This window comes from Novosphingobium taihuense, from assembly GCF_007830315.1.
Lineage (GTDB): Bacteria > Pseudomonadota > Alphaproteobacteria > Sphingomonadales > Sphingomonadaceae > Novosphingobium > Novosphingobium taihuense.
Window position 1 is genome coordinate 895,331 of record NZ_VLKJ01000001.1, and the last position, 26,096, is coordinate 921,426.

Genomic DNA, 26,096 nt, shown 5'->3' on the forward strand with positions numbered 1-26,096 from the left:
CTTTTGCAGCGACGTCATGGGCCCCTGCCTTCGCCGGGGCGACGATGATTTTTAGCGCCACCAATCATGGAACCGTCACCCCGGCGAAGGCCGGGGTCCATAACGCTTGATCCATCGATTGTCCCCGCCTCCACCGCTCGCCACGCAAAAAAGCCCCCACGGTTTCCCGTGGGGGCTGCAGTTGCCTTACGCAGGGTAACGTCTTGAAAGCTTAGTACTTCTGGCCCCAGCGGATGCCGAAGAACTGCGGCTTGATCATGAATGTGCGCGAGGACCCCGAGCAGAAGTCGATCGAGCAGAAGGTGTTCTTGGTCAACTGGCCGCGCTTGTCGAAAGCGTTCTGGAGGAACACGTCGAGCGTCCAGCTCTCCGTCTTGATCCCGGCCGAGAAGTCGAAGCTGACGAAGCCGGGCGTGTTGCCGTAAAGCGCGTTCTGGTCGACGTTGAGATCCTGCGTCGCGCCGGTCTGGTAGAGCGCGGCGCCCTGGACGTAGAAGTCCTTGTCGCCCCAGTCACCGTCATAGCGCACCGACGTGGTGCCCTTGAACTTGGGCTGGCGCGGCAGGCGTGTGCCCTTGGCAGCGGCGACCGACGGGGTCTGGCCGTTGGTGTTCTCAACAGGGACGCCGACGGCGCAGGTGGCAAGCTGGGCAATGGTCTCCGCCTCACGGTCTGCCACGAAGTTGCAGAAGTCCTCCTTGAGCTTGCCGTCATTGAACGCACCGGAGCTGGAAATGGTGACACGCCCGAGCTTCAGGTCGGCATCGAATTCGATACCTTTGACTTCCGCCTTGCCAGCATTGCCGGTGTAGCCTGCACCCTGCGCGCCAGCCACGACCACGCCGTACTGGATATTGTTCCACTTCTCGAGGTAGACTGCGGCGTTGAGGCGGAACATGTTGTTCCATGTGCCCTTGAAGCCGACTTCGAAGTTGGTCAGCTCTTCCGACTTGAAGGACGGAGCGGCCACGATAACGCTGGGCAAGGTGGCGGTGGCCTTGATGCGCAAGGGGCGGTTGAAGCCACCCGGGCGAAACCCGGTCGAATAGTTGGCGTAGATCATCTTGTCCGGCTGGAACTGCCAGTTCAACGCGACCTTGTGGGTTTCTCCGTCCTCGCGATACCGGCCGACGCTAAACGGATCTAGGCGGTTGATATTGCGGCACTGCAGGCGTTCGGCTGGCAGCGGCAATGGGCAGCCATAATCAGGGTCCGCCGGATCTAAGGTCGGAAGGTAGATCGAAGGGGCTCCTTGCGCCGACGCCGCAACACCACCGAACCCGGTTACGTCATACCGTGTCCAGAAGTAACGGATACCGCCCGTCAGCTTCAGTTCGGGCGTGATATTGTAGTGCCCTTCGGCAAAGACCGCGTAGTCCTTCCAATGGTTGGTTTGCTCCGTCAGGTAGAATGCATCGCGCTTCACCGCAGGAGAGCCGAGGACCATCGTGCCAAGCGGATTGCCCGCAGGGTTGATGACATTCTCGGTGTCGAAGAAGGGATTTCCGTCGTCATCGTAGTCAATTGCGTAGCGCGCCGGGACGCCGAGCAATCCACCCGGAACGTCGCCCCCTCCGCCTTGAGTATAGCCGACGATATTGCCAAGGCCGTGAATGCCGTAGTCGTTGTTGATCTCGTTCGTCTGGTGGTGGAGGAATCCGCCGATCGTTATGTCGAACGGCCAGGACTTCGGCGTGGTCAGGCGCAGTTCCTGCGTAAACTTCTTTTCGTTGCGCAGGCCGCTGTAGAACTGCGTCGGGTTCAGGAAATTGGTGCATTTCTGCGCTGCGCCAGTGCCTGAACAGCCGCTCTTGTCGAAGAACTGCAGATAGCTTTCATAGCCGGCACCGAAACCGTCATAGGTGACGGTATAGTAAGTGTAATCGTTCAGCAGCTTGATCTGGCGCTGGTAGTAGCCCGTGGCGGAAACGAGATCGAAATCACCGATGTGGCCATGGATGCTCAAGGCAGCCTGGTAGAACCTGTCGTTCTGGCTGGTCTTGTCATAATCGTGGACCTCGAGATCGCCCACGCGCGGGTCGAAGCCGAAGTAGCCATTGGCGATCTGCTGCTGCGCGGTGATCGAGGGCATGATGTCCCAGCCATCGAACGGCTGCCAGAGGACCTGCAGGCGGCCGCCATAGCCTTCGATCGTGTTGTAGTCGTCCTGCGCCAGGGTAGAGTTGTCGAGCGTGTAGCTGGTCAGCGGGTTGTTATCACCCAGCGTCAGGACAGACGGGCTGCCGTCGTTGAACCTGCCGTTGTTGGGCGTGTTGTCGATGTAGCCACCGTCGCGGCGATAGAAGCCCATGGCACGGATCGCCAGCGTGTCGGTCACCGGCACGTTGATGTAGCTCTGGTACTGGCCGCCGAAATCGCCCTTGCCGTACTTGTTGACCTCGGCATCATAACCGAACTCGAACTTGTCGAGCGTGGGCTTCTTGGTGATGAAGCGGATCGTGCCTGCCAGCGAGCCAGCCCCATAAAGCGTGCCCTGCGGCCCCGAAAGTGCCTCGATGCGTTCAAGGTCATAGGCCATGATATCGGGCAGGCCGGTGCCGGTGATCGGAATGTCGTCAATGTAGTAGCCGACCGATTCACGTCCGCCGCCCGCAGGCACGATGCCGCGGAAGTAGGGTGTGTTGCGGCCCGGGCCGATGCCCGCGAAGGTCACCGAGGGAAGCAATGCTGCGAAATCGGTCAGGCCCTTGACCTGGCGCTGGCCGAGCACGTCTGCGCTCAAGGCCTGCATCGAGATCGGAACCTTCTGGATCGAGGTCGCCGAACGCGTCGCGGTCACCACGATTTCGCCCAGACCCTGCTCTTCGGCTGGCTGCGGTTCGGCAGCGGGCGCCATGGCTTCCTGCGGCTCTTCGGCGGCGCGCGCCATCGTGGGCAGGACCATGGTCGAGAGAATTGTCGATACGCCCAAAGCCCTGATGGCTTTCGATTTGAGTCCGAACTGCTTCTTCATCTGGTCAACCCCCTGTTATGACTGGCCATGCGGCCCTTGCGCTTCTCCCGTGCATCCATCCCCAATTCCGGCGCGCATCAGACCTTGCCGCACCGCAGCATGGCTCGGACCGCTGCACGGGCGGCCCAATTCGAACAGGCAAAGCGATCCCTCCGCCGGAAACAGAAGCGTTTCCAGCCCCGCCGCATCAGCGCGGCAGACCACAGGTTGTCAGCAATACCCCTTCGACCGGCGTGGCCTTTTGGCCATTTCATGACGCCTGTCCGGGATTGATAATGCTGCAGGGCAACATGGAGTCAACGCCCTTTTGGGCAGGTGCTGCACCCTTTTTGGGTTCCGCCGCAAAACGCGTTGACACATCACGAAAAAGCGGCGCCCGGATCGCTCCGAACGCCGCTGGCAGGAGTTGCAATTGAGACCGGCTTACCAGGTGCCGGTATTGGCCATGCTTGCCCAAGGCTCTTGCGGCGGCAGATGGCCGTCCTGCAAAAGCTCCACGGAGATGCCGTCGGGCGACTTGACGAAGGCCATGTGCCCGTCGCGCGGAGGGCGATGGACGATATGGCCTGCGTCCATGATGCGCTGGCAGGTCTCGTAGATGTTGTCGACGCGGTAGGCGAGGTGGCCGAAGTTGCGCCCGCCGGAGTAACTTTCCGCCGGCGAGCCGTCTTCAGGCGGCCAGTTGTACGTCAGTTCCACTTCGGCCACGCCTTCCTCGCCGGGCGCGGCAAGGAAGATCAGGGTGAAGCGGCCCTGCTCGCTGGAGAAGCGGCGCACTTCCTTGAGGCCGACCAGTTCGAAGAAAGCAATCGTCGCGTCCGGATCGGTCACTCGGATCATGGTATGGAGGAATTTCGTCACGGGCAGCGCTTTCCGTTCAAAATCGGTTCATCGATAGAATTGCACAATTCATCGCAAGGCATATGAGCCGGGGAGATGACGATGAGCGGTGAAGATAGCGACGACGCACGGGAAACCCAAGGACATGCGCGCAGGTTCCTGTCGCGGGGTGGAACGGCGCTCCTGCCGGTGTCGATCATCGCTGCCGGACTGATCGTCGGCGGCTGGTTCATCGGCGACGGATTCCGCCGCGCCAAGGTCGCCGACCGTGCCGTCACCGTGCGCGGCCTTGCCGAGCGCGAAGTGACCGCCGACCTCGCCACCTGGACGCTCGCCTATTCCGCCACCGCGCCAGACCTTGCCAGCGCCCAGGCCAGCGTGGACCGCGACAGCCAGTCGATCCGCGCCTTCTTCGGCGAAGTCGGCTTTCCGGAAGACGCCCTGCAGCCGACCGGCGTCAACGTGCAGAGCTTCACCAACAACGGCGTGGTCAGCTTCACCGTGCGCCAGCGCATGACCTTGCGCACCACCGACATCGCCCGCGCACAGAAGGCGGTGAAGCGCCAGTTCGATCTCGTCCGGCGCGGGGTGATGCTCGAGGAAGGGTCGGGCATGGCCTATACCTTCACCCGCCTCAACGCGATCAAGCCCGAGATGGTCGCCGCCGCCACCAAGGACGCGCGCGCTGCCGCCGAACAGTTCGCGCATGACAGCGGCGCATCGGTCGACGGCATCAAGACCGCCAGCCAGGGCTACTTCGAGATCACCGCGCGCGATGGCGACGGCGGTGGCTGGGGCGTCTCCGACACGCCTTACAAGAAGGTCCGTGTGGTCACGACGATCGACTTCTACTTGCGCTGACCCGTTTGCGCAGGAGGAGGAAACGGAGCCCTCGCGTAACCGTTCGTGGGGCAAAGGTGTTGCATGACGCACAAGCCGCGCCCATATCGCGGGCTAACGAGGGTTCATGTTCAACAAGCTTCGCTCGCTTTTTTCTCCTGTCGCCGAAGAGCCGGTACATCCTCAGGCCGCGCTGCCGCCGGGCCAGCGCGCCTATGCCATCGGTGACATCCACGGTCGGTTGGACCTGTTCGAGCAGCTGCTCGCACGGATCGATGAGGACGACGCCGCGCGCGGGTCTGCGCAGACCACGCTGATCCTGCTGGGCGACCTTGTCGATCGCGGCCCCGACAGCCGCGGCGTCGTCGAACGCGCGATGGACCTTATGGCCACGCGCAAGGTCCGCGTGCTGGCGGGCAACCACGAGGAAATGCTGCTCGGCAGTCTCGAAAACGAAGAAACCCTGCGCCATTTCCTCCGCCATGGCGGCAAGGAAACCCTGTTCAGCTACGGCCTCACACTTGAGGAATACAGCCGCGCCAAACTTGACGAGATCTGTGGGCGCGCCAACGCGCTGATCCCGGCAGACCATGTCGCCTTCATGCGCGCGATGGAAAACCAGATCGTGATGGGCGACTACCTCTTCGTCCATGCCGGTATCCGACCCGGCGTGCCGCTCGACCAGCAGATGGTGGCCGACATGCGCTGGATCCGCCGCGAGTTCCTCGAGCATGGCGAACCCCACAGCCATCTCGTCGTCCACGGCCATACGATCACCGACGAACCTGTCGTCTGTCCCAACCGCATCGGCATCGATACCGGTGCCTTTGCCTCTGGTCGGCTGACGGCCCTGGGCATGGAAGGGGATGACCGCTGGTTCCTCACCGCTATCATCGAACCCGAGGAACGCGAGGCAGCCTGACGCGCGCCATCGGCCGCCATCCGGTTGCAGTGCAACATTTTTTCAGACTGTGGCAGACCTGCCACGGGTATGGAAAAGTGTCCCTGAACAGCGCCTTCCTGTAACAGAACGTGTCTGCCGGGGCAGAATGGGCAATTCTGTTTCGCGCCTGCAATAGCGACTGTCGCGCAGTCGTAGCACCGTCATTATAGTGTCACCTGACACCGGTTTGGGTGGCTGGCGAGGGCGGTTAAGGCCGCTCGCGACGGCACGGCGCATGGGTGATTCCCGCACCGGCCGAAGCACACGGCCCGAAGCAACGGGCTGGATCAACCGCGCCACAATCCGCGCCCGCAAGGCGCCGCAAACGGGGTCAGTAAATGCAGATGAAATTCCTGGTCGCAGCCTCGACCATCGCGCTCGGTAGCGTCACGCTCGCCAATGCCGCCCACGCCCAGTCCACCGGCTCGGTCGACGTCGAAGAGGCGATCGTTGTCACCGGGACGCGCGGCGAGACCACCGTCAACGGTTTCAAGTCGCCTGAAACGCCCAAGGCCAAGGCCGTGATCACCCAGGAACTGGTGGCTCGCCAGAACCCCGGCAAGGCGATCTTCGACACGATCAACATCGTGCCCGGCGTAAACTTCACCAGCACCGACCCCTATGGCGCAGCAGGCGGCAACTTGCGCATCCGTGGCTTCGATGGCGCGCGCATCTCGGCGACGTTCGACGGCGTTCAGGTCAATGACTCCGGCAACTACTCGCTCTACACCAACCAGCAGCTCGATTCCGAACTGATCGAGCAGGTCAACATCAACTTCGGCGCGACCGACGTCGACAGCCCGACCGCAAGCGCCGCTGGCGGCACGGTCAACTACCGCACCCGCCTGCCCAAGCAGGAACTGGGCGCAGCGGTGAACTATTCGCACGGAACCTTCGATTACAACCGCGTGTTCGGCGTGATCGACACCGGCATTTTCACCCCGTTCGGCACGCGCGCATTCTTCTCGGCCAGCGACACGAAGTATGACCAGTTCCGCGGCCCCGGCGGCATCCACAAGCAGCAGTACAACGCCCGCGTGTACCAGCCGATCGGCGAGAACGGCGATTTCCTCAGCCTTGCCGGCCACTACAACGAGAACCGCAACAACTTCTATCGCCGCGTCGGCCTCAATGACATGCGCACCCTGCTTGGCGCCGCGACGATTCCGGCAGCGGGCAATGCCGTGACAGCCCCCAACGCGACCGGCGTGATCCTGCCCACCTCGCCGCTGGATCTCGGCAAACTGACCGACGCGCAGCAGGACACGATCTTCAACTACAACAACGATGCCAGCTGCACCCTGCCCAGCATGACAGGCGGCAGCGGCGCACAGAGCGACCGGACCTCGTGCAGCAACTACTACAACACCTCGATCAACCCTTCGAACACCGGCAACATCCGCTTCAACTCGCGCTTCACCATGAGCGAGAAGCTGATCGCCACGCTCGACGCAAGCTACCAGTATGTTCTGGCCAATGGTGGCGGCACCGCCGCGTTCACGGAATCCGATGCTGCGGCAGCCGTGTCGCCCCTGCCGAGTGGCCTCTACAACCGCCAGGGTTCACGCCTTGGCGCTGGCGTAGCCGCAGGCGTGGATCTCAACGGTGACGGCGATCTCGCAGACGTCGTCCGCCTCTACTTCCCCTCGAACACCCGCACGCACCGCCTCGGCGCAACGCTGTCACTGCGTTACGAAATGTCGCCCGAGAACACGATCCGCCTGGCCTATACCTATGACCGCGCCAAGCACCGCCAGACCGGCGAGGCCGGCCGCCTCGACGCCTCTGGCAATCCGGTGAACGTGTTCGGCGGGATCGACGACGCCAATGCCGTAAAGGACGCTGCCGGCAACGTGATCCAGAAGCGCGATCGCCTGTCCTACGCGATCCTGCATCAGGTGGCGGGCGAATACATCGGCAAGTACTTCGACGATACGCTGACCATACAGGCCGGTATCCGCGCGCCGTTCTTCCGCCGTAACCTGACCAACAACTGCTGGACTATCCCCGGCAGCTCGAACGATGCCTATTGTACGTCCGAGAGCGCCGCTGTCGTTACCGCCAAGTATCCGACCTATGGAGCGCCTTACGCCGCTCGCAAGGTGGCCTACAGCGCGGTCCTGCCCAATGCCGGGTTCGTCTACAAGTTCGCGCCGCAGATGAGCGTGTTCGGCAACTTCAGCCAGGGCTTCTCGGCTCCGCGCACCGACAACCTCTACGGGTTCGACGGCGTGAAGATCCAGCCAACCACGCTCGTCAAGCCCGAGCGCACCAACAGCTTCGACCTCGGCGCACGCTACACCAGCCGCGTCGTCCAGGCCCAGGCCAGCGCATGGTACATCGGCTACAAGAACCGCATCATCTCGTCGCAGGTGCTGCTTGACGATGGCAGCACGCTCAACCTCGACCGCAACGTCGGCCGTGTCCGCAGCTACGGCTTCGACGCCAGCATCGCGGTGCGTCCGGTCGACATGCTCTCGCTCTACACTTTCGCGTCCTACACCAACGCGAAGCTGAAGGACGACGTGGTCTCGCCAGCGGGCGCGATCATCTCGCCCACCAAGGGCAAGTTCGTGGCCGAAACGCCGAAGTGGCAGGTCGGTGGCCGTGCGCAGTTCGATCTTGAGCCGGTCTCCGTCGGTGCGCAGGTCAAGTACGTGGGCGACCGCTTCCTGACCGACATCAACGACGTGATCGCCCCGTCCTACACCACGGTCGACCTCGATGCCCGCATTAACCTCGGCAAGGTCAACGACAAGGGCGGCGTTTATCTGCAGCTCAACGTGATCAACCTGTTCGACAAGTTCTACATCGGCAACCTGTCGACCCAGGCTGCGGCATCGAACAACCCGCAGGTCGAATTCGGCTCGCCCCGCACGGTTATCGGCTCGATCCACTTCGAGTTCTGATAAGCCGCTAGAGGTTTAATGAATTGGCGCGGGGTGAGGCAACTTACCCCGCGCTTTTTCGTTTTGGGCAGGTTCGTGGTGGTTGTTGCGGACTGACTTTTTTGAAGCGCCTGTCAGAATATCACCCCATCGCGAAACTTACAGCCGAACCTCCTGGTACGGATCGGCTCGGTCCATCTCCCAGAATTCCACCATGTTCACGACGTCGGCAAAGGACTCCTCGGGATGAGAGGTCGTGCAAACGAAGCGGTCAGAGTCGTACCCGTCCCCCACCACAATCCAGTCAATCAAATCTTCAAGCCGGGCGCTGTCTGGGCCAACGACAGCAATCAAGGAAACGCGATCACGAAGGCACTCCTCGACGAAGTACTCGAGAAGCCTCTCATCAGAAACTGGCGAATGTAAGATAATCTTCCGGGCTAACGGCATAACTTAGATCTATCACGGGAAGAGGCAGCTTCCGAACTCATTTCCGCCGTTCGCCTCATCATGCCAAGCCCCCGGGACCGGACACCCGTGAGGTGTCGAGACTGGCTGCATCCGCTCAACCCACCCTCAATCGTAAACGCAGGAATCCAGCGCCTCGTTCTTCACTACACCCACGCGCCGCGCGATGGCGTTGCCGTGACGCCGCGTGAAGCCGCCTGCGCCGTTGACTTCGCGCTTCTTGGGCAGCGGCAGGACGGCGGCGATGCGGGCGGCCTCCACCGCTGAAAGCTTGCGCGCGCTCTTGCCGTAGTAGCGTTGTGCGCCGGCTTCCACGCCATAGGTCCCGATGCCGGTCTCGGCGACGTTGAGATAGACTTCCATGATCCGGCGCTTGCCCCAGATCGTCTCGATCAGGACGGTGTACCAGGCCTCCAGACCTTTGCGGACATAGCCGCCGCCCTGCCACAGGAACACGTTCTTGGCGGTCTGCTGGCTGATCGTCGAGCCGCCGCGGATGCGCCCGCCCTTGGCGTTGCGGCGGAAGGCGTTCATGATCGCCTCGTGATCGAACCCGTTGTGCTGGCAGAACTTGCCATCCTCGCCCGAGATCGCGGCGGCGACCATGTCACGGTCAATCTGCGACAGCGGGGTCCAGTCCTTCGTCACCGGATGCTCGTCCATCAGCATGGTCAGCGTTGTCGGCACAGGCACGAACTTGTAGATCACCACCTGCACGACCGAGATGAACAGGAACGCGGCAACCAGCCGGGCGACGAGCCAGCCTATACGGCCGAGCATGCCGGGGGTGCGGGCGGCGGGGCGGCGGGCGTTCTTGAGTTCCTCGAGCATCGGTCCGCAGCCTATCCAACTCGGGGCCGGTCTGGCAACGCCTTCGACCGTTCAGGACGCTCAGGCGGTCTGCGAATAGCGGTGCAGCCTGTCGGCCAGACGCTCGACCGACGGCACCACGATCCGCCGACCTTCCTTCACGACCAGCCCTTCGCGGATCAGCAGCGAGAACTCGCGCGTCACCGTCTCGCGATTGGTGCCGATCCGCGCGGCAAGCTCTGCCTGTGTCGGCACGCGGGTGATGCTGGCAGCGCCCTTGGCGTCCGGCTCACCGGCAAGCCGCAACAGCTCGGCCTGGAGCCGCGGCCCGACGCCCATCGTCGAAAGCTCGTAGATCCGGTTCGTCAGATACCGCACCTGGTGCGCAAGATAGCGCGCCAACCACAGTGACAGCACCGGCTCCCTGCCGATAAGGTCGACGAAGGCAGGCCCCGGAATGACCAGCAGGGTGCTGTTCTCCGCCGCGACGACATCAGCCGAGCGCGGTTCGCCATCGATCGCGGCAAGCTCGCCGAACATCTCGCCCGGCCCGATTGCCCGCAGCACGGTCTCGCGGCCTTGCGCCGAGATCAGCGAGACGCTGACGCAGCCGTCGATTACAAGATAGACGTCGTTGGCAGGAAGCCCCACCGCCAGCAGCACCTGCCCCTTGCGCACGCGCATCTGACGGCCATGCGCAGCAAGGATCGCGCGGACTTCGTCGGGCACCGTGAGGTTCGAATTAGACAAGACTGTATCCGATGTGGCGGTATCTTTCATGCGCAGGCTTAGAGAATGTGCCGAGAATCACAAGTGGGCGGTGCGATGCATACAGGCGCCGAAAGGCTATGGCGGGCATTGTCGAGGGCCATTCCTCTAGTCCTTCAGGTCAATGTCCCGCTATCTTATCTGGAAATCCGGCCCCGGCCCGCTGCACCTGGAATTCATGCGCGTGGGCGAGGCAGTTCTGCGCCCGTCGTTGCTCATTGTCACCCCCACCTGCACCGTCGCTCTCCCGCGCGAGGATGACCGGGATGTGGCCCGTTTTTCTCTTTCTGCAGATGATGTTGCCCGCCTGTTGAGTCCGCGCGAGGAAGTGCGTCCGCCCTGCATGATGCTGCAATGCGACGCCTTCCTGAGCGCGGCGTCAACGCGTCGGCGCTGGGGCTGGTCGATCCGGGTCTCGCGCGATGGCACGCCGCTGCCAGTGCAGCATCTCGATGGATCACCCCTGCCCTTGCGCCGGGACGGCTTCACCCGCGCCCGCCTGCAGCACATCCCCGAGCATTCCGGGATGGCCCGCGGGCACGAGATCATCGGGCTGGCGTGAACGCAAGAGCCTGTCTTGAAGCTATCCGTCTGTGGGACATGCGCTTGAAGACAAAACGATTCTCGTTGCGGTTCAGGCCACAAACTGAATATCTGCCTCTGTCAGTTCGTCCGGCGCAGGATTCGGGCGGCCTGACATGGGGGCACAAGGTCGAAACGTGCGAGTTGAGGGGCTCGATAACGCTGGGGGCGATTCGGCAGGGGTGCCGGAAGGAGCCGTGCGCGGCGGCCCGGCGAGCGGTATTCTCACCGGTGACATCGAATCTGTCCGCTTCGCCACGATCCTGTTCGCCGATATCGTCGGCTCCACCCGCCTCATCTCGGCGCTCGATCCCGAAGACGCGCGTGACCTGCTCGACAGTTCGATCGCACTCATCGCTCAGGCGATCCACGATTTCGCCGGCATGGTCGTGCGCGTGCAGGGTGACGGAGTGATGGCCGTGTTCGGTATCCACCCGGCGGTCGAGGACCATGCCTTGCGCGGTGCGATGGCCGCCCGCGCGATTGTCGAGCGGATGCGGACCGGCCCCTCGGGCATTCTCCCCGCGCCACAGGCACGCGTAGGCCTGCATTCCGGCCCGATCCTGCTGCGCCGCCAGAACAACGACTTCGGCTCCATCATCGACGTGGTCGGCCACGCCGCACACGTTGCCGGTCAGATCGAGAAGCTCGCCCCGCCGGCCAGCGTCGCGATCTCGGCCACCACCGTCTCGCTGATTGCCGAGCCCTGCCAGCTTGAACCTGTCGGCACCATCGGCAGCGATGGCGACAGCGAAGGGGGGGAGCGGGGCGAGGCAGTGTTTGAACTTGCCTCGGTCGAATTTGCCGGAAGCGATCGCGTTCCGGTCAAGGGCAATGCCACCAATCCGCTGATCGGCCGCGATGCCGAATTTGCCGTGGTGCGCAACCTCATCGTCACCCTTCGGCAGAACCCGGGCAGGAGCCTGGGCCTTCTCGGCGAAGCCGGCATGGGCAAGAGCCGCCTGTTGCTCGAAGCCGTGCGCCTGTCCGCAGGCCTTGGCGTCACCGCGCTGGTCGTGCGCGGCAATGCCCTGCTCGCCGCCGTGCCGTTTGGCAGCCTTCGCGGGCCGGTGCGCCACCTGCTCGACCTGTTGCGCCCGTTCACGCCCGATCCTGCGGCTGCGGCGATGCTTACTCCGGAGCAGTCCGTCTGCCTGCAGGGTCTGGTCGACAATTCGGCAACCTGGCTCGCACACCTTGCGCCGGGCGACCGCAACCATATTGCCACGCAGACCATCGTCCGCTTGGCAAGACTCGCCGTCGAGCACTTGCCGCTGCTCCTGCTGGTTGACGACGTCCAGTACCTCGACCGGGAGAGCCTTGCCGTTCTCGCCGGCATTCGCGAGGGCGGCGGTGTGTCCATGCTCGCGGGCGGGCGACCCGAGGCGAAGGACAGCCTCGTTACGTTCTGCGACGACCTGATCGTGCTGAAACCGCTGCCACCCTCTGCCGCGCGAAGCCTCGTCGCGCTGATCAACCGGCTCGCCCCGCTTGATGAGGCACTGATCGATAACATCCTCGATCGCGCGCAAGGCCTGCCGCTCGCGTTGCAGGAATTCGCGATGAGCGCTCAGGACGGCGATGCGGCAACCTTCGGCAGCGAAGGCGGCGATGCGGCAGGGCGTCTGCCCGCGCGGCTCGATGCCCTGCTCGGCGCGCGCCTCGCCACACTGGACGACGACGCGACGAAGCTGGCCCAGTTCTGCGCCGCGCTCGGCCCGGCCTTCCCGCTCGCCCGGCTGCGGCAGGGCGCTGGCCTCGTCTGTCGCAATCCACAAACCGCGATCACCCGGCTGGTCGAAGCGCGCGTGGTCGAGTTTGGCGGCGCCAATCAGGCGCGGTTCACCCACCAGCTCGTGCAGGAAGCGGCCTATCGCACGATGGCGCGGCGCCGCCGCACGATGATGCACACCCGCGCGCTCGAATTGCTCTCGGCACAGGGGAGCGCAGGCGAGCCCGGCCATGACGGCGACGCCGCCAGCCACGCCGAACTTGCCAGCCACGCCGAGAAGGCAGGCCTCACCCAGCGTGCGCTCGGCCATCTGTGGGATGCCTGCCAGCAGGCCCTGAGCCTTGCCGCGATCGACTCCGTCCGCCAACTCTATGATCGCGCGCGCACTATCGCCGCACGGCTCGATCCTGCCCCCGCCGCGTTCGAGCACGCCCGGTTCTCGCTGCTGGCTTATGACACGCTGCAGCAGCTCTCGTGCGAGCAGGTCACCCGGCCAGACATGGAAGCGGTCGCCACCGGCAAGGTGGATCTGGGCCCCGGCCTGCGCACGGTCGCCCGCATCAACATGGCCCTGCTCGATTGGATCGACGGGGCACCAGCCAAGGGCGAAGCATGGCTGGCCGAGGCCGAGCGCGATCTCGCCTCCCATGAAAGCCTGCCCCGCCGCACCTATTGCGATATGGTCGCGGCCTACCTTGCCTACTCACAGGCGCGGCCCATCGAAGCGATCGAGCGGATCGAGCGGATCGGCAACCGGCTTGAAGATGGCCAGCGTGGCTCCACCTTCGGCGCAGTCGTGGTGATCCCGCACGTGCTCGCGCGCGCGTTCGGCGCGTGGTATCTGACCGACCTTGGCGATGTAGCCAAGGCAAGGTCATGGGTTGCCGAGGCGCTCAACCTCTCGCGCCGCTACCGCCACGATTACTCGCGTCTGCTGGCAGACCTCGCTCACGGCTACCTTCACTACCGCGAGGGCCGCCACGATCGTGCGCTGGGCATCCTGCGCAGCGCATACGCCGATTGCATCCGCCATCACTTCCTCGGCTTCGAGCCGGCCAGTGCGAGCTGGCTGGCATTGACCATGATCGAGCTGGGCAGGCTGGACGAAGCCGAAGCCGTGCTCGGGCAGTCTGTCGATCGTGGCCACTTCCACCATGTCCGCACCTCGGCGACCTATTACCTGCACGAAGCCCGTGCCCGCCTCGCACTGGCCAAGGGCGAGCACGAAAGGGCCGCCGCACTGGCCGCCGAAGCACTGGCGCACTGCCGTTCCTGCGGCGAAGTGATGCACGAACTCCATGCGCTGGTCCTGTGCAAGGAAGTGGAAGCGGCCACCGGCATCACTATCGCGCCTGCTGGCGATGTCACGCTCGATGCCTTGGACCAGCGCATTCGCGACCTTGGCATCGCACCGCTCATGCAACGCCTCGCGGCCATCGGGAAATTCGGCTGATGAGCGATCAGAACCTGCTGGCATCAGTGGCTGCCCGCCTATTCGAACCCGGCGCGCCCCCGCTGCTGCCCTGCCCCGAACTCGACAAGGACGGCGTCCGCGTCTTCGTCGCCGCGCGCCACGATGTGGTCAGCGCCGTCCTCAGCGAGGAGGACACGTTCTCGCTGCGCCATTACGATGATCTCCTTGAAGAAGTCGTCCCCGGCACGCGCTATCTTGTGGGCGAGAATGACGCCAACCGGCAGGTCCGCCTCCGCCAGCTTCACGCTGCGCAAGGCTGGCTCAACGCGCGGCTCCCCGGTGTGGACCCCACGGTTCCGCCCAATCTCGATCCCGGCTTTCGGGACTGGATCGCCACCCTCGCGCGCGAGGAAGCCACCCACGTTCTCGACGTGCTGGAGCACCGCGCCCGCACCGGCGAGACGATCAACTTCGTGCGCGAATACGCCTTCCTGCTTTCCTGGCGCATGGCCCGCCGCGTGATCGGCGTGCCGGTGCAAGGCAAGACGCCCGCGCTGGTCCACCTGATCCTCTTCTTCCGCAACGTCTTCATGCCCGGACCTTGGCTGCGGTTGAAGGACGAGCTGGGCGCTTCGCTCAGGACGCTGTTCCTGCTACAGCCGCTGTTCGGTCAGGTCTTCGCCACCATCACCAGAAGCAGCGGCGCCACGCGATTTGCCAGCAAGCTGACGGCAACGCCTGCGCTGGCCGAAATCGACGCCGCCTTCGATCATCCGCAGTCCTCTCCGCCCGACAGCCTGCTGCGCGCGCTCGTCGCGGTCGAGCCGCAATTCGCAGGCGTTGCCGACTATCGCCTGCAGGCGCGCAGCGTCCTGTTCGAACTGACCGGCGCGCTCGTCCTGATCGTCGGCAAGGTGCTGTCCGAAGTGGCCGCCTTCGCCGCCTCGCCGCGTGGGGAGAACGCCGGCATCGGCTGGCACGCGCTGGTCGCCAGATTGCGCGATCCTTCGCTCGACAGGCCGATGCGCGATGCGATCATCGCGGAAATGCTGCGCCTGACCGATACCAGCCAACTTGTCCGCACGGTGCGCGCCGATTGCACATGGCGGGGCGTCAGCCTCCGCGCGGGAGACCGCATCGTCGCCCGCGTCGGTGAAGCCGCGCACGATCCGGAAGTCTTTGCAGAGCCTCACCGCTTCGCCCCCGATCCGGCGCGCCCCTACATCACCTCGGGCCCGCTGCAGGGCCCGCACGTCTGCTACGGTCGCGGCATCGCGTGGACCGTGATTGCCGAAGCCATCGCCGCCACTGCCGGGCGCATCGAACCGGCCAGGGACGCCACCCTCGCCTCGTTCCTGTTCCTGCCCGATCACCTGCCCTTCACCGCAATCCGCTCATAACGCAAAGGACAAGGCCTTGAGCGTCACCCAGGACTACGTCACCGTGGCCATCCCCTTCGGCGACAAGTCCGAATGGTGCGACGTCGGCGATGTCGAACGCGCCATTGCCGAACTCGGCAATCCCGCGAGCGAAGCCATGGCCAAGGCCCTTCGCCAGACCGGCGTGGTCCATTTCGCCAGCATTCATGCCATCCCCCCAGAAGCACCCGGCAAGCCCGCACACCTGCTGATCGAGGCGACAGTCGACGGTAGCGCCGACGCAGCGCTCGACCGTATTGCCGAAGCCATCGGCGAAATGCTGCTCCCGGTCCTGCACCTCACCAGCGGCATCGGCGCGGTCGGCGAAGTGCTGCCCCTGCTGCGCCAACATGCCCGTGGCATCAGCCCCTCCGTGTTCCGCCTGCCGCGCTGGATCGACCGGCGGATGACCGGCCTGCCTTTCGTCGGCCTTCCCGGCCTTGGCGTGACCGCGATCGACCAGAACCGCGCCATCGTCGCCAAGGCGCGCAAGATCATTGGCGAAGAACGCGCCCGCTCTTCGCTCCACGGCCCGCAGAGCCTGTTCCGCGCCGTTGCTACGCAGCTGAAACCTGATCTTGAAAAGCTGGACGACCGCAGGCCTCCCAAGCTTGCCTTCTGCGAACGCAACGATGCCCCATGGCTGGATTTCGCGCGCTCGCGCTGGACGCTGGGCTGGATCGGCAAGGGGCTTGCCAATGCGCAAGGGCTGATCTGGCCGCTGCTGGCCATCGGTTACGCGCTGGCCCTCCTGTTCGGGCGCGCAGGCGGCGCAACGGGCCTCGCGCTGTTGAAGGGCGCCATATTCCCAGCTTTCGTGATCGCCCTGCTGGTCGTCGCTGCCGTGGCATGGCTCCTGCGTCGCGACGAACTCGCCAACACTCCGGTTGACCGCACCCCGTCCGCCGCCGCGCTCGGCGCGATGATGGCCAACGAGAACGCGCCCGGCCACGCCCACAACCACATGATCAGCGTCACCACCCTGCGCAAGGCATGGGTCCGGCGCTGGACCCTCCCGCTCGCCTTCACTGCCGTTGCGATCATGGCAAAGATCGGCGTGATGCGGAAAGGCTTCCTCGCCACCATCGGCACGATCCACGCCGCGCGCTGGGTCGTCCTGCCCGGCACGCGCCAGCTCGTGTTCTGCAGCAACTACGATGGCAGTTGGGAAAGCTATCTCGAGGACTTCATCACCAAGGCCTCCGAAGGCGTCACCGCCGTGTGGAGCAATGCGGAAGGGTTCCCCGCCACCCGCCTGCTGTTCTTCAAGGGCGCCGAGGATGGCGACCGGATGAAGCGCTACGCCCGCTGCTCGATGCGCCCGACTCCGTTCTGGTTCGCCGCGCACCCCGATCTTTCCGCCCCCGCCATGCGCAAGCACGCGCTGATCGTCAGCGGACTGCTCTGCGCCAGGCGACTGGAGGCGAACCCCTCCGACGCCGAGGCCTGGCTTGACCTGTTCGGCTCGATTCCCCGCCCGGACTACGGTTTGCAATACGAGGAAATCCAGACGCTGATGTTCGGCGGCCTGCGCCGCCACCCGCACAGCCGCGTTGTCGCGCTCAACTTCGGCGAGCCCCGCCGCGAAGGCAGCGCACACCCCTATGCCCACGTGCAGAAGTGGCTCGCCGGGCTCATCGCAGACGACATCGTCTCCTTTGGCGACAAGCCTCCACAGGACCTCGTCTGCAACATCGCCTTCTCCGCCGCCGGACTGCGCCTGCTCGGTCTGGACCGGGAACTGGCACTCGAAGGCGAGGGCACCGAGCAGGGCTTCCCCCCTGCCTTCGCCCTTGGCATGGCCCACCCCAGCCGCAAGCGCGCCCTCGGTGATCCGGACAAGCTGGAATGGTGCGACGACGACGCCCACGTCGTGCTGCTGCTCTATGCCAAGGACACGGCGAACGCCGCGCGTTTCAACCAGATCGTCACCGACGCCGCAGCGCTTGGCATCACGCAGAAAGCGGCGATCCGCACCGGCCTCAAGACCTTCGATCTCAAGCGCTTCGAACTGGCCTGGGAAAAGAGCGACGATTCCGTCTCCGCGCCCGCTGACGCCCCCGGATTCGTCCATGCCAAGGCCTCGAGCGACGAACTGTCTGAGGAACCCTTCGGTTTCGTCGATGGCGTCTCGCAACCGCTGGTGCGAGGCTTCCCCGGCCGCCATGGCGCGCCCGATCCGGTCCACGGCGTTGAGCCCGGTGAATTCATCCTCGGCTATGCCGACAACCGCGGCTACTACCCGCCCTCGCCATTGGTCGAACGCAAGATGGACAGCTTGGGGATGCTCCCCGAGGTCCTCCTGCCCTCACCCCCGCCCGAGCAGCCGACCCAGTATCCCGACTTTGCCGATCAGGGTGCCCGCTCACGCGATTTCGGGCGCAACGGCAGCTACCTCGTGATCCGCCAGCTCGCACAGGACGTCGACGGCTTCCGCCAGCAGCTTGACGAGAAGGCGCGCGAGATCTGCAAGCAGCCCGACGTGATCAACCCGCACAACGGCGACATCCACCGCACGCGTGAATGGATCGCCGCCAAGATGCTCGGCCGCTGGCGCGATGGCTCGGCGCTGATCGACCACCCGTTCACCCCCGCCATGAAGCCCGGTGCGGACGCGATGCGGAAGAACGATTTCCTCTACAAGGACGCCGACCCGCAAGGGTTGCGCTGCCCCTTCGGCAGCCACGTCCGCCGCACCTTCCCGCGCGACAGCCTCGCGCCGACGGAGCCCGTCGAACTCTCGGTCAGCAACCGCCACCGCCTGCTCCGCCGTGGCCGGCCATATCTCGACCAAGATGGCGATACCGCGCGCGGCACGCTGTTCATGGCCTTCAACGCCGATCTCGAACGCCAGTTCGAATTCGTCCAGCAGACCTGGCTCGCCTCGCCCACCTTCCACGGCCTCGAATGCGAGCCTGACCCCTTCGCCATGCACAAGGGCCCGACCGAGAGCGAAACCCAACGCTTCACCATCCACGGCCGCAACGCCCCACTGGAGCTGTGCCCGGTCCAGCGCTACGTAACCCTGAAAGGCGGCGGCTACTTCTTCCTCCCCGGCCGCCACGCCCTGTGGTTCCTGGCAGGTGCGGCGCTGGATACGGACCGGCTCCATATGTCGTGATCTCACTTCGTCATTGGGAGGAGCGCAGCGACGAAGCAATCCAGAGCGCCGAGGCAAACCCCTCTGGATTGCCGCGCTCCCTCCGGTCGCTCGCAATGACGAACGGATAGGCCAAAACAAAAACGGCCGGGTTCATCACCCGGCCGTTTCGTATCATTCACCCAAGCCTGATCAGGCCGGCAGCAGCTTGCGCTCCACCGCGATCCGCTGGATCGCATTCTGCAGCTTCTCGAACGCGCGCACCTCGATCTGGCGGACGCGCTCGCGGCTGACGTTGTAGACCTGCGAAAGCTCTTCCAGCGTCTTGGGCTCGTCCACCAGACGGCGATCCGTCAGGATGTGGCGCTCGCGCTCGTTCAGGCTGTCCATCGCCTCGACCAGCAACTGGTGGCGATAGCTCGCCTCCTCGGCGTCGGCGACGGTCTCGTCCTGCAGAGGGCGATCGTCGGTCAGCCAGTCCTGCCACGAGCCTTCGCCATCCTCGCGCATGGAGACGTTGAGCGAGGCATCGCCGCCCATCATCATGCGCCGGTTCATGTTGACCACTTCCTGCTCGGGCACGCCCAGGTCGGTCGCGATCTTCTTCACGTCGTCGGGGTGAAGGTCCGAATCCTCGAACGCCTCAAGGTTCTTCTTCATGCGGCGAAGGTTGAAGAACAGCTTCTTCTGCGCCGCAGTGGTGCCCATCTTCACCAGGCTCCACGAGCGCAGGATGAACTCCTGCATCGAAGCCTTGATCCACCACATCGCGTAAGTGGCCAGACGGAAGCCCCGGTCGGGCTCGAACTTCTTCACGCCCTGCATCAGGCCGATGTTGCCTTCGGAGATCAGCTCGCTGACCGGCAGGCCATAGCCGCGATAGCCCATGGCGATCTTCGCCACGAGACGCAGGTGGCTCGTCACCAGCTGGGCGGCGGCTTCGGGGTCCTGATGTTCCTGGAAACGCTTGGCGAGCATGTATTCCTGCTCAGCCGTAAGCACGGGGAACTTGCGGATTTCCGAGAGATAGCGGTTGAGGCTGGCTTCCCCGCCAAGGGCAGGTACTGTCACAGCTTTGCGTTCCTCACTCACCTGAACACGTCCTTTCGTTTCGTCGGTTCCCAGATGACGGCCCCCTGATGGGCGACCGGCGGCGGGACCACTTCAAGCGGAGCCTCTTTACCGGACGACTCCAAAGTCCTTCACTACACCAAACGCATTACGCTTGCATCATGCCCTTCAGCGCAGAGTTCGACGATCAGTTCCCGCATATCGACGGGCGTCGGGCTGGTAAAATGGTGGGCTGCACCGGTAACGGGGTGAATGAACCCCAGTTCCGCCGCGTGCAGTGCCTGCCGCGCAAACCCGAGTCTCTGAAGTGTGGGCCGAAGCCGCGTTGGTGTACGTCCATATACAGGGTCACCCAATAGCGGATGGCCGATTGACGCAAGGTGAACGCGGACCTGGTGGGTTCTCCCGGTCTCGAGCCGACACTCCACCAGCGCCGCCCCTTCGAGCGCAGCCAGCGTCCGGTAATGCGTCACCGCATGCTTTCCGCGACCGTCCTCGACCAAGGCCATCTTCTTGCGATCATGACTGGACCGCGCAATCGCCCCGCGCACCGTGCCCGCAGGCGGCACCGGCAGCCCCGCCGTCACGCATTTATAGGCGCGCACGATCGAATGGTCGGCAAACTGCTTGGCCAGCCCCTCATGCGCCACATCGGTTTTGGCGACGATGAGCAGGCCCGACGTATCCTTGTCGATCCGATGCACGATCCCCGGCCGCGCCACCCCGCCAATGCCCGACAATTGCCCCCGGCAATGGTGCAGCAGCGCATTGACCAGCGTGCCGTCGAGGTTGCCCGCTGCCGGATGGACCACCAAGCCCGCCGGCTTGTCCACCACGATCAGGGCATCGTCCTCATAGACGACGGCGAGCGGAATATCCTGCGCAATGGCTTCGGCAGGCGCGGCTTCGGGCACGCGGATCTCGAACGAAGCGCCCTCGGCCAGCTTTGCCGAGGCTTGCGAAGCAACCTTGCCCGAAACGCTGATCCGCCCCTCGGCCAGCAACGCCTTCACCCGCTCGCGCGAAAGCCCGGAGGCATCGGCCAGCGCCTTGTCCAGCCGCTGCCCGCCACTCGCGACGGTCCCGGAAATGATCGTGTCTGCGGCCCCCATTGGTGGAGATATGGGTGCCCCCGACCGCCGCGGCAAGGCCTCGCCGGGCCAGGTGTTCAGGCGTAGGAGACTTCGCGCTTGTCCTTCAAGGAACGGCCGAATTCGTGGAACGGCTTTTCGATCAGGCGATAGGTCAGCGTCGAGAAGATCAACGTGCCGATCAGCGTCAGCACCAGCAGCGCGGCAGAGAATGCAACGTTGCCAAGTTGGAACCGCTCGAGCAGGTTGAGAGCACCGATGATCACCAGCATGTGCGAAAGATAGACCGAGTAGGCCATATTGCCCATCTTTAGCGCGAACGGATGAGTGAGCGCACGCGATGCGGCGGCAAACGGCCCCTTCTCCTGCTCGCGCGCGATCACGATCGTCACCATCATCAGGATCCAGATCATGTAAGGCAACGTGGCGGGCGTATTCAGGAACACGAGGAACGGAACGCCGAACACGGCGAAGGGCAGCATCGGGAACTGCAGAGCCGGATTGCCCTCGAACCGCGCCTTCAGGAACGCGAAGCTGAAGATGCCGATCAGGAACTTGTGCAGGTGCGTCCCGAGGAAGCCTGTCGGCATGAACCGCGCAAGGCCGACGCAGACCACGGCGATCAGCAACAGCCACACCATCCGGCCAGCGGGCGATGACGGTCGCGCCCATGCGATCATGAACGGCGCGATCAGGTAGAACTGCCACTCCAGCGAGATGCTCCACGCCTGCCCGAGGAAGGCATAGTCGGTGCTGGGCAAGAACCGGTCAGGGATCAGGCCCTGCACGGCGGTAAGGTGCGCCCACAGGTGCGGCCAGAAATACGTAAGACTGTCGGTCGCGATCCTGATCCGGTTGTCCTGCATATATCCGGCAGGCGCCGCCTGCCATGTCTGCAACGCCAGCGGCGCGAGAAGGGCCGAGAGGACGAGGAAGAACAGATAGACCGGGAAAATGCGCAGGAACCGGCGGGTGATGTACATGCCATAGCGTTCGGGGCGCTTGTCTATCAGCGCCGCGATGGCAAACCCGCTCAGGATCACGAAAACGTCAACGGCATAACCGTTGTAGAGCTTGGTCTTGCCGATGAAGTGCGGAATCGCGGCCGTGGTGGACCAGTGCCCGACGACCACCCACCACGCCATCACCCCCCGCAGACCCTCAAGCTCGCGAATATACTTCATTTCCCGCTCCAAGCAGCCTGTCGAGATTACGCCCCAGTAAAACCACGTATAGCGCCGGTTCCCGCTGCTGTGAACCGCGATGCAGCATCGTTCTTCGCACCCGCAAAACCATTCGTGGCAAGTGGCCGCGCCGCATCCCCATTCCTTCGTCATTCCCGCGTAGGCGGGAATGACGAGGTCGGTAGCCATGCTACATCCTGATGGCATCTTGACAAAACGAACCATATAGGTTATACGCCCCGCCCACAGGTCAGGAGAGGGCAAAAGGCCATCCCGCTCCTCTCCCTTCGGAGGTCAGGCTTTGCCGAAGCCTCCGGCGCGATCGGTGCGGCAGGTGCGCGTGGGTTCAATGCGGGGCGTAAAGCCCAGACCCACCGGGCAAATCCTGTCGTTACCCAAGGACAGACAGGACACCCCAGGGCTGATAGCACGGCGCCGAACCCTGAGCGACGCTGCGGATGCGGAACCCGCCATGACTTGCGTGACGTAGTCTGCGCAAACGACAGGTTCTTTTCACGCAGCCGCTTGCCAAGAAGCCGAGGCAGCAAGCGAGCCGCTGCCAAGGCTTCGTCCTTTCACATGTGTCCGCTCTCAGGCTGAGCCGACAAGGGGTTCGGAACCGCCCCCCGGCCACTCGCAACCGGTCCCGCGCCCTCCCGCTGCGTGCCACAACGGCACCGCACCGGTCGCGCGATCTGTGTGCTTTCCCACCGGCGTCACCAGTCCGCATTCGCCAGCGGATGATCCTTCATATCGCGTGTCCGCGATGCCCACCCCTGGCCCCTCACGCTTGCGGGAGGGGGGAACACACGCGGCGCTCTAACATGCCCTCCCGCAGGCGGGAGGGCCGCGAGACTTAGCGAGCCAAAGGCGAGGTTAGTCGCAGCGGGGTGGGCAGGCCCCGCCGCCGCCGCTCAAAAGCTCAAGGTCAGCCGCACGATCCCCACAACCCCATCGGGCGCATCGCGGTCGCCGCCCGGCTGGTGAATCCATTGCACGTCGGGCTGCAACGCAAGCCATGGCGTGATCTGGTCGGCATAAGTCAGTTCCACCACCGTCTCGTTGCCGGGATTGCCGCCCTCGGCGCGCAGGGCATCGCGGAAATGGTTGCTCGTCCAGGCATGGTGCATGCCGAGCGACACCTGGCTATCCGGCCGCGAAGCCAGCGCCGGTGCCATCAGCACGCCTGCCTGAAAGCCCCCGTGGAACGGCGTCACGTGGGGATCGGAGAGGCCTGCGCGCAGGAACGCGGTCACCTGACGCTCCGCGCCCTCGGGCATGAGATCGCCCTCCACCACCGCATAGGCCCCTTGCGAGGGCTTGCGCAGAGGCGAACCGTCCGGCCCGGTCTCGACGCTGTCTTCGGGATTGCGGGTATAGCGCCACACGCCGACATTGCCGCGCAGCCGCCCTTCGCTCCGCCCAGCCTCGCCGATCAGCAGCAAGCCGTCGCGGAAGCTGAAGTCCACACCGCCTCGGTCACCCAGCGTGCTCGCCCGCGCATTGATCACGCCAAGCCGCACGAAAGCCGCGCCAACCGGCACGTAAAGCCTCGCTGCCAGTGCACTCGAGGGAAAGATCGAAGGCCCGTTCGGCCCCGTCGCCGCCAGTTCCGATCCGATGCCGAACGGCGGCGCGATCAGCAATCCTGCCGCATCGTTGGCATAGAACTCGCTGTTCACATCGTAGAGCCCCATGCGCATCGATGCTCCGCCAGAGCCAATGTCGCGCTCCACCCACGCCTCGAACAGGCGCAGGCCAGCATAGGGCACCTCGACATTGTCCACGCCCTGCAGCGTGCCGGCAGCATCGTTGGGACGGCCCCCGCGATTGTCGAGCACGTAGACATGCGCCCGCGTGCCATCGAGCCCGACCAGCCGGGCAAGATCGAGATCGGCGGTCAGGTTCACATTGGTCAGCGCGCGCACCTTGCGGTCGCCGTTGCCCGAAATCACTCGCGCGAGATCGACGATGACTTCGCCCGCAAGATCGACCGCAGGCACCTGCTCCTCGGCTCGGGCCACCGGAGCACCCAGCGCCAGCGCCGCACCACAGGCAAGCGCCCGCCACCTCACGCCGCCAGGCTCCTCGGCGCACGCTCGGCCGCTGCCACGCTGCCCTGCCCGATTTCGAAGCGCGACAACTGCTGCACCACTTCCTCGATCGAGGCGATGACGCTGCTGCTGGCATTGCTGACCTGCTCGGCCACGGCACTGTTGCTTTGCGTGATCTGCTCGATCTGCTTGGAGGTGGCATCAATGGAGCGCAGCGACAGATCCTGCTCGCTCGCACCCGCCTCAACCACTTCCATGACCCGGTTGATCTCGTCCATCTGCCCGGTGATCGCGCGCAGGCTCGATCCGGCATCGCGCACCAGTTGCACGCCATTGCCGATCTCGCCGGAAGCGTTGGTGATCAGGTGACGGATCTCGCGCGCGGCATCGGCGCTGCGCTGCGCCAGCGCACGTACCTCGTTGGCAACAACGGCAAATCCCTTGCCCGCATCGCCCGCGCGCGCCGCCTCGACGCCGGCATTGAGAGCCAGCAGGTTGGTCTGGAAGGTAATCCCGTCGATCACGCTGACGATGCTGCCGATCTCCTGCGCCGCGCTTTCGATCCGGTCCATCGCCGCTTCGGCATGCTGGATCACCTCGCCGCCGCGATTGATCTCCTGCCCGACCTGATCGACGGCATTGCGCGCAGTCGAGACCGCCTCGGTCGACCCCTGCACCCGCTGCGCCAGGCTGGCGATGGCGGCCGCCGTCTCCTCAAGGCTGGCGGCCTGATTGGCATTGCGATTGGAAAGATCGCCCGCTGCCCCGCCGATATCGCGCGCCACGCCGTGCAGCCGCTCGGTCGACGCCTTCATCTTCTCGAGCGCCACGCCCAAGGTGCTCAGCGCCGCGTTGAAGTCGCAACGCAGCTTCTCGAACGGTCCCGTCAGCGGCACGTCTATCCGATAGGAAAGATTGCCTGCAGCAAGCTGGCCGAGACCAGTGCCTATCGAAGTGACGATGGCGTCGGCCTGCCGCGCGGTGTCCGCCCGTGCCTCGCCCAGATTGTCGCGCAGTTCGACCACCGCGCGCGCCAGATCGCCGATTTCGTCCGACCGGTCGTCGCCCTCCATGGTCACATCGAGCCGACCGCCCGCCATCGCCTGCACCCGCTCGGCTATCGCAATGATCGCCGCCACGATGTCCTGCCGTCCGTGACGTGCCACCCAGGCCAGCGCGAGCAGCAACAGCAACAGGCCGCCGAGCGAAATCCATCGTGCCTGTTGCGCAACAGCGCTGGCCGCTTGCGCGGTCGTGGCCGCATGCGCCTCCACCGCGTCCGATATCTTCGCCATTTCCCCTTCGAGCTGGCTGAACAGTTGCTGGAAACGCTGCAACTGCGCATCGTCGGGCACGGCACCCTGTTCCGCTGCCGTGGCGATGGACCGACCGATGCCCACGTAATCGCGGAACGCCGGATCCGCCGCCGTGCGCGCGGCAAGCACTTCTGGCGCATCGGTGGCAAGCGTGGTCGGCACCATGCGTTTTTCGAACTCGCCCAGCCGAACCTGCAACTCGCGCGCTGCCTCAGGGCCATCGATCGCGCCGGTCTGCCGCGCGGCGACGATGCTGACCACTTCCCCACGAATGGCATCGTGGCCCATGTCGGCCTCCATGTGATCGCGCATCAGCCCGGTCGCGGCGTTGAGCTCGACCATGGCCTGCTCCTGCCGCCACATGCCACCAAGACCCAGCACTGTCGAAGCGACCGCCCCGGCGCCAAGAATGATGCAGCCCAGCGTCACTTTGTGCTTTATCGATCGTCCGGAAACCATCTGACGCTCCGCAAGCTGCAGCACCGCGACCATCATGCGGGTGCTTGAACAGCGTGCGATCATGCTGGAGATTACCAAAGATAGAGCCAGCACGATCTTAAGTACTTTCACGCGCCCCTGCGGTTCAATGTGGATGGGTGCGGA

General features: G+C 64.6%; 16 protein-coding genes. 7 read left to right on the forward strand and 9 right to left on the reverse strand.

Going from position 1 to position 26,096, the window contains the following annotated elements:
* Positions 1–211: 211 nt before the first annotated feature.
* Positions 212–2,974, reverse strand: coding sequence for a TonB-dependent receptor (locus IQ25_RS04280; protein WP_144902632.1), 2,763 nt, complete (start codon positions 2,972–2,974; stop codon positions 212–214).
* Positions 2,975–3,397: 423 nt separating this feature from the next.
* Positions 3,398–3,835 carry a VOC family protein gene (locus IQ25_RS04285; RefSeq protein ID WP_144902633.1) on the reverse strand — a complete coding sequence of 146 codons (438 nt, stop codon included), beginning with the start codon at positions 3,833–3,835 and terminating at the stop codon, positions 3,398–3,400.
* Between the two features lie 81 nt (positions 3,836–3,916).
* On the opposite strand from IQ25_RS04285, the gene IQ25_RS04290 reads away from it, so the two are divergent.
* The 3 genes from IQ25_RS04290 to IQ25_RS04300 all read left to right on the forward strand — a co-directional run bounded on the left by IQ25_RS04290 (position 3,917) and on the right by IQ25_RS04300 (position 8,506).
* Positions 3,917–4,675, forward strand: a complete 759-nt coding sequence (locus tag IQ25_RS04290) for an SIMPL domain-containing protein (RefSeq protein WP_144902636.1) — start codon at positions 3,917–3,919, stop codon at positions 4,673–4,675.
* Positions 4,676–4,781: 106 nt separating this feature from the next.
* Positions 4,782–5,576: a metallophosphoesterase family protein gene (locus IQ25_RS04295; protein WP_144902639.1), complete on the forward strand. Its 795-nt coding sequence runs from the start codon at positions 4,782–4,784 to the stop codon at positions 5,574–5,576.
* 359 nt (positions 5,577–5,935) lie between these two features.
* Complete coding sequence (locus IQ25_RS04300; RefSeq protein ID WP_246415379.1) at positions 5,936–8,506, forward strand: TonB-dependent receptor; 2,571 nt, start codon at positions 5,936–5,938, stop codon at positions 8,504–8,506.
* 555 nt (positions 8,507–9,061) lie between these two features.
* Here IQ25_RS04300 and mtgA read toward each other — a convergent pair.
* Both mtgA and IQ25_RS04315 read right to left on the reverse strand, forming a co-directional pair.
* A complete protein-coding gene (gene mtgA / locus IQ25_RS04310) occupies positions 9,062–9,784 on the reverse strand; it encodes a monofunctional biosynthetic peptidoglycan transglycosylase (protein ID WP_144902649.1) in 723 nt (240 codons plus the stop codon).
* 60 nt (positions 9,785–9,844) lie between these two features.
* On the reverse strand, positions 9,845–10,513 hold the full coding sequence (locus tag IQ25_RS04315) for a Crp/Fnr family transcriptional regulator (RefSeq protein WP_158637663.1): 669 nt from the start codon (positions 10,511–10,513) through the stop codon (positions 9,845–9,847).
* A 142-nt stretch (positions 10,514–10,655) separates the two neighbouring features.
* Here IQ25_RS04315 and IQ25_RS04320 point away from each other — a divergent pair, with 142 nt between their 5' ends.
* The 4 genes from IQ25_RS04320 to IQ25_RS04335 all read left to right on the forward strand — a co-directional run bounded on the left by IQ25_RS04320 (position 10,656) and on the right by IQ25_RS04335 (position 18,798).
* Complete coding sequence (locus IQ25_RS04320) at positions 10,656–11,093, forward strand: hypothetical protein (RefSeq protein ID WP_144902654.1); 438 nt, start codon at positions 10,656–10,658, stop codon at positions 11,091–11,093.
* A 157-nt stretch (positions 11,094–11,250) separates the two neighbouring features.
* Positions 11,251–14,298: an adenylate/guanylate cyclase domain-containing protein gene (locus IQ25_RS04325; protein ID WP_158637664.1), complete on the forward strand. Its 3,048-nt coding sequence runs from the start codon at positions 11,251–11,253 to the stop codon at positions 14,296–14,298.
* Positions 14,298–15,659 carry a cytochrome P450 gene (locus tag IQ25_RS04330; RefSeq protein ID WP_158637665.1) on the forward strand — a complete coding sequence of 454 codons (1,362 nt, stop codon included), beginning with the start codon at positions 14,298–14,300 and terminating at the stop codon, positions 15,657–15,659. Before IQ25_RS04325 ends, IQ25_RS04330 begins: the two co-directional genes overlap by 1 nt.
* A gap of 16 nt (positions 15,660–15,675) precedes the next feature.
* Positions 15,676–18,798: a Dyp-type peroxidase gene (locus IQ25_RS04335; protein ID WP_144902662.1), complete on the forward strand. Its 3,123-nt coding sequence runs from the start codon at positions 15,676–15,678 to the stop codon at positions 18,796–18,798.
* A gap of 171 nt (positions 18,799–18,969) precedes the next feature.
* On the opposite strand, the gene rpoH is transcribed toward IQ25_RS04335, so the two are convergent.
* From rpoH to IQ25_RS04360, 5 genes are all read right to left on the reverse strand, one after another.
* The gene (gene rpoH / locus IQ25_RS04340; RefSeq protein ID WP_144902665.1) at positions 18,970–19,869 is read right to left on the reverse strand and encodes an RNA polymerase sigma factor RpoH; all 900 of its coding nucleotides are present in this window, start codon (positions 19,867–19,869) and stop codon (positions 18,970–18,972) included.
* 113 nt (positions 19,870–19,982) lie between these two features.
* On the reverse strand, positions 19,983–20,960 hold the full coding sequence (locus IQ25_RS04345; RefSeq protein WP_144902668.1) for an RluA family pseudouridine synthase: 978 nt from the start codon (positions 20,958–20,960) through the stop codon (positions 19,983–19,985).
* A gap of 56 nt (positions 20,961–21,016) precedes the next feature.
* The gene (locus IQ25_RS04350) at positions 21,017–22,123 is read right to left on the reverse strand and encodes an acyltransferase family protein (RefSeq protein ID WP_144902671.1); all 1,107 of its coding nucleotides are present in this window, start codon (positions 22,121–22,123) and stop codon (positions 21,017–21,019) included.
* Between the two features lie 914 nt (positions 22,124–23,037).
* Positions 23,038–24,198, reverse strand: coding sequence for a carbohydrate porin (locus tag IQ25_RS04355; RefSeq protein WP_144902673.1), 1,161 nt, complete (start codon positions 24,196–24,198; stop codon positions 23,038–23,040).
* On the reverse strand, positions 24,195–26,063 hold the full coding sequence (locus IQ25_RS04360) for a methyl-accepting chemotaxis protein (protein ID WP_144902676.1): 1,869 nt from the start codon (positions 26,061–26,063) through the stop codon (positions 24,195–24,197). The genes IQ25_RS04355 and IQ25_RS04360 overlap by 4 nt, the downstream gene beginning before the upstream one ends.
* Positions 26,064–26,096: the final 33 nt, after the last annotated feature.